Consider the following 5,237-nt stretch of genomic DNA (forward strand, 5'->3'; position numbering starts at 1 on the left):
GGCGGTTCCAACGAAATTCAAAAGAACATCATCTCGCAGATGATCCTCGGCCTGTAGGAGCACACGATGGATTTCACCTTTACCGAAGAGCAGCAGATGCTGCTCGACACCACCCGCCGCTTCGTGGCGAAGGATTACAGCTTCGAAGCGCGCCGCCAGGTCCGCGAGAAGTCGGCCGAAGGCTTCAGCCGCGACGCATGGCAGGCACTGGCCGACATCGGCCTGCTGTCCATCAATGTGCCGGAAGCCGACGGCGGCCTCGGCGGCTCGCCGGTTGATACGATGCTGGTCATGAATGCAGTCGGCGAAGGCTTGCTGCTGGAACCCTACCTCACCAGCGCCGTGCTGGCGACGCATGCGATTGCTTTGATGGGTAACGATGCGCAGCGTGGCGAGTGGCTGCCCGCACTCGCATCCGGCGAAAAGATTGCCGCGTTCGCGCACGATGAACAAGCGTCCCGCTTCGACCGCATGGCGATCGAAACGCGCGCCTGGGCGGTAGGCAACGGTTATGTGCTCACCGGGCACAAGAGCGTGGTCACGCATGCCGCGTCTGCAGACGTGCTGGTGGTCACAGCGCGCATCGGGAATGACGGCGACATGGGCGTATTCCTCGTCCCGCGCGACACCGAAGGCGTCCGCCTCGTGCCGTTCAAGACAGTCGACGCGGTACCCGCGGGCGAGGTCTGGCTCAACCAGGTCTTCGTCCCGCCGGGCGCCCTGCTGGCCGCGGATGAGGCAGGTGTGGCAGCGGTGCTGGATATCGGTATCGCCGCCGTGTGCGCGGAAGCCGTCGGCGCACTCGACAAGCTGCTCGCCGCGACTGTCGAATACGCACGCAACCGCAAGCAGTTCGGCCAGCCGATCGGCAAATTCCAGGCGCTGCAGCACCGCATGGCGGACATGGTGCTGCATATCGAGCAGGCGCGCTCGATGAGTTATCTCGCGGCGGTTCGTTGCAACGCTCCCGATGCGGCTGTGCGGAACAAGGCGCTGTCGGCGGCCAAGGTGGTGATCGGCCAGGCGTGCCGCTTCGTCGGCCAGCAGGCGGTGCAACTGCACGGCGGCATGGGTGTGACCGACGAGCTGGATGTCAGCCACTACTTCAAGCGGCTAATGGCGATTGAATTGCAGTTTGGGAGCACGGATACGCATCTTGAAGCGTATGCGGCGCAACTGGCGTAACGGTGTCCTGCGCGGCGTCCGCATTCAATCGGACGCCGCACGTCTACTACGATCCGACACGTTGCTGGATCGTCATTCCATAACCGGCGCAAGCAAGTTTGCGTCGCGTGCCAGAACCCACTTCCCATTCTGTTTGTTCAAGATGGTCAGCGTGTGACCTGCGCGGGTCATGGATTGGGTGCTGCCGGGCGGAGTCACCTTGACTGTGAGCTTCGTCCATATGAAGGCCCAGTCGCCGAGAACCTTGATTTCCTGGATCTCACTCGAACCGTCGATTTGCGGTGCGTTGGCACCAGCCCGAGCACGTGCTGTCGCTGCGAAGTCGGACTTGTGCATGACAGGCTGTCCAGGCACAAGGAAGACAACGTCGTCCGACATCAGCGAAAGCACCTTCTCCACGTCGCCGGCCTTGGTCGCCGCCATCCATGTTGAAACAAGTTGGCGGATTTCCTGTTCGTCATTTGACATGGTTGGTTCTCCGTTGACGTTCAATTGACAACCACGCCTGCATGTCACTGTTGAACAGCGACTTAAGTTTGCAGCCGTCGTTCTGGTTGATGTGTGTGAATAAAGACCGTGTATGTATCTGCCGGGCGCGCTGCCTTTGCCAAATCCAACGCATGTCCGATTGCCCCTCGGTGGTACGTGCCGTGATTTACGATGTGAAAGAGGATTTCTTGCCGCGTCATTCTTCCGTGCCTGCCATCCACAAATTGGAAAGATATTTGATCATTCAACGCTTCCAAGTCCAATTCGGTTACATAGCGGATAAACCACTCATTGGACTGTGTCAGCCTCAGATCAAGTTCATTCAGTTCGGGAACAATTTCGGTATTGGTGGAACGGTGAGAGGATTCATCGTCGATAAGCCGCGCTCGAAATAATTCCTCCACAATAACCATGTGATTCAGTTGCTGTCGAATGAAGGAAGTAGTCGCAGAGTTCTCCTGCCCGTCAATTGATTTGGCTGCATCGAGGGTACGGCGATCCGCCCATTGCTTGTATTTGAAAATATCGATGAACATTGACGGTCCCAATAAGATCAGGGTTCGAAAAATTTAGCGTCCGACGTAAGGGGCGGCTTGCCGCAAGGCGTCCCCTTGACGGAGGCTTAGATTTCATTCGAGGACACGTAGCATCTCATCCATCAGCTTGTACAGATCGATAGCAAAGAGCCACTTGGCACCCCGGTGCTCTCCTTCGACGGAGACAATTACGCGCTTGCCTTTGTGTGGCCCCGCTGGAATCAACTTCATGTCTGAAGGATAGGGCTCAATTGGTACCACAACAATGCATGAAAAGTCTTCGACTGCGACCGAAATCGAATTGTGATGGACAAGTTTGTTGAGTGCCAGGCGAATGCAGACTTCGCTTGCTTTCTCAACCCCATCTTCCGTGTACCTTCCGATCAGGATCTGCCGACGATCCTTCAGCTTGAGGAGTTTAGTTCTGTCATCGAGGAACCTAGTCCTTATGGCGATAGACAGAAGACGCTCGATCAAGGATTGACTTGCTCGATCATGAACAAGATGCTCCAGATATGGGAGCGCCGTGTAATTTGCTCCGGTGACAAAGGCGGCCTGCGCCAACGCGCAAACCAAGAGAATGTCTTCGGCTATGCCTTCACGACCTGGGAGGAGGCTCATATGAAATCTAACTTTATTTAGACGGACAACTGCTGTCTGATTAACTCGGATCGGTGTCCGTATAACTCAGTGCAAAAAAGCCAGCATGTCATTGAAAAGTCGCACTATTTCGAAAAATCACCCAGTTAATCATATCTGTCGAAACGGGCTACGCCAACCAAGTGGCAACAACGAATTCTGCCATTGCCGAAACAAAGGAGAACATACCAAGACTATGGAAAATAGATGCAGGCGCCGACGGAAAGCAAAGATACACGCCCAATCCCAGCCGCCAGTTTGGATCCTGTTCGGAGCACCTCGCTCAACCGCATGTGATCCCGACCAACCATCCACGCACACTTCCAGCTCTCAAAATCGTAGACAATAATAGTACGCCCGTTCCAAAATACCCCACACTAAAACGATTACAACCTACGAGACAAGGATTCCAATGGGAATTTCCCGCCTGCTGATCGCCAACCGCGGCGAGATCGCGATCCGTATCGCACGCGCCGCATCTGAACTCGGCATCCATACCGTTGCGATCCATTCCGAAGACGACGCAGCCTCATTGCACGTGCGCCGCGCCGACGGGCGCCGCGCGTTGAAAGGCCACGGCGCCGCCGCCTACCTCGATATCGAACAGATTATTGCCACCGCCTCGGAGGCCGGCTGCGACGCCATCCACCCCGGTTACGGATTCCTCAGCGAGAACGCCGCCTTCGCGCGCCGCTGCGCCGAAGCAGGCATCGTCTTCGTCGGCCCGCAACCCGAGGTGCTCGACCTGTTCGGCGACAAGGTGCGCGCGCGGGAGCTGGCGGCACAATACGGCGTACCTGTCATCCCAGGCACGAGCGGCGCGACCAGCGTGGAGGAAGCGCAGGCGTTTTTCGCATCCCTCGGCGGTGCGCCGATGATGGTCAAGGCGGTTGCGGGTGGCGGCGGGCGCGGGATGCGCATGGTGCGCTCCATTGAGGAATTGCCCGAGGCCTACGCGCGCTGCCGGTCGGAGGCGAAGGCCGCGTTCGGCAGTGCCGATGTCTATGTCGAGCAAATGATCGCCAGCGCACGTCACATCGAAGTGCAGATCGTCGGCGACGGCAGCGGCAGCGTCACGCATCTGTGGGAGCGCGAATGCACGCTGCAGCGACGCAACCAGAAGCTGGTCGAAGTCGCGCCCAGCCCCACCCTGCCGCATCCGGTCCAGAAGCGCATCATCGAAGCCGCCGTGCGCCTCGCAAAGGAGGTGCACTACCGCAGCCTCGGTACGTTCGAATTCCTGGTCGATGCGAGCGATCATTCCGACCGGGCGGCCTTCCATTTCATCGAAGCCAATCCGCGCCTGCAGGTCGAGCATACGGTGACCGAGGAAATCACCGGCATCGACCTCGTGAAGGCGCAGCTGCAGCTCGCAAGTGGTGCGACGCTGGCGCAGATCGGGCTGACGCAGCATGAAGTGCCGGCGCCGCGTGGATTCGCCGCGCAGTTGCGCATCAACATGGAGACCATGGATGCGCAGGGCAACACGCAGCCGGCGGGCGGTCGCCTCGCCGCATTCGATCCGCCGTTCGGTCCCGGCGTGCGCGTCGATACCTACGGCTACACCGGATACCTCACCAACCCGAACTTTGATTCCCTGCTGGCCAAGCTGGTTGCCTCCACCTCGTCCGGCCGCTATCCGGACGTGATCGCCCATGCCTATCGTGCGCTATGCGAATTCCGCATCGAGGGCGTGGACACCAACATCGGGCTGCTGCAGAACCTGCTGACGCGGCCGGATGTGGTCGCGAACCGGGTGCATACGCGCTATGTGGAAGAGCATATCGCCGCCCTCGTCGAACCGGTGAGCGGTGCGCACCAGAAGCTGTATCCTGACGCCGTCCATGACACGCCCGTCACCGCGCAAGCATCTACCGATGCGGCGCCCGAAGGCACGGTCGCCGTCCCGGCCCCGATGCAGGGTTCCATCGTTTCCATCGATGTCAGGGAAGGCGATCTCGTGCATGCCGGGCGCCAGCTCGCGGTCATTGAAGCGATGAAGATGGAGCACGTGGTCAAGGCGGAATTCGGCGGCATCGTCAGGACTATCCATGCGCAACCGGGCGAGGTGGTTTTCCGCGACCACCCGCTCATTTATCTCGAACCGGCAGATGTCGATGCGCTGGAGGCGGAACAGGCGGAAGGCATCGACCTTAACGCCATTCGCCATGATCTCGCCGAGTCCATCCAGCGGCACGCAATCGGCCTCGATGACGCGCGCCCCGATGCCGTGGCGAAGCGCCGCAAGACCGGCCAGCGCACCGCGCGTGAGAATGTGGACGACCTGTGCGATGACGGCAGCTTCATCGAATACGGCGCGCTGGCGATTGCCGCACAGCGCCGCCGGCGGTCAGAAGAGGAGCTGATCCGCATGAGTCCCGCCGGTGG

Annotated in this window: 5 protein-coding genes; 2 read left to right on the forward strand and 3 right to left on the reverse strand. The window is 59.4% G+C overall.

The genetic code is table 11. The annotated features are described in order from the left end of the window. The first annotated feature begins 66 nt into the window (after nt 1-66). Nucleotides 67-1,185 carry an acyl-CoA dehydrogenase family protein gene (locus AYR66_RS27785; protein ID WP_088710765.1) on the forward strand — a complete coding sequence of 373 codons (1,119 nt, stop codon included), beginning with the start codon at nt 67-69 and terminating at the stop codon, nt 1,183-1,185. 72 nt (nt 1,186-1,257) lie between these two features. Here the strand turns inward: AYR66_RS27785 and AYR66_RS27790 are convergent, their stop codons facing one another. The 3 genes from AYR66_RS27790 to AYR66_RS28620 form a co-directional block, all read right to left on the reverse strand. Next, entirely contained in the window at nt 1,258-1,653 is a 396-nt protein-coding gene (locus AYR66_RS27790) for an SgcJ/EcaC family oxidoreductase (protein ID WP_088710766.1), read from the reverse strand. A 62-nt stretch (nt 1,654-1,715) separates the two neighbouring features. Continuing rightward, on the reverse strand, nt 1,716-2,210 hold the full coding sequence (locus AYR66_RS27795) for a DinB family protein (RefSeq protein WP_088710767.1): 495 nt from the start codon (nt 2,208-2,210) through the stop codon (nt 1,716-1,718). 93 nt (nt 2,211-2,303) lie between these two features. Further along, nucleotides 2,304-2,831 carry a hypothetical protein gene (locus AYR66_RS28620; protein WP_141104353.1) on the reverse strand — a complete coding sequence of 176 codons (528 nt, stop codon included), beginning with the start codon at nt 2,829-2,831 and terminating at the stop codon, nt 2,304-2,306. 430 nt (nt 2,832-3,261) lie between these two features. Here AYR66_RS28620 and AYR66_RS27805 point away from each other — a divergent pair. After that, nucleotides 3,262-5,237: ATP-binding protein (locus tag AYR66_RS27805; protein ID WP_141104354.1), on the forward strand; the 1,976-nt coding region annotated here is incomplete at its 3' end.

It is taken from the genome of Noviherbaspirillum denitrificans (genome assembly GCF_002211445.1).
GTDB classification, from domain to species: Bacteria; Pseudomonadota; Gammaproteobacteria; order Burkholderiales; family Burkholderiaceae_D; genus Noviherbaspirillum; species Noviherbaspirillum denitrificans.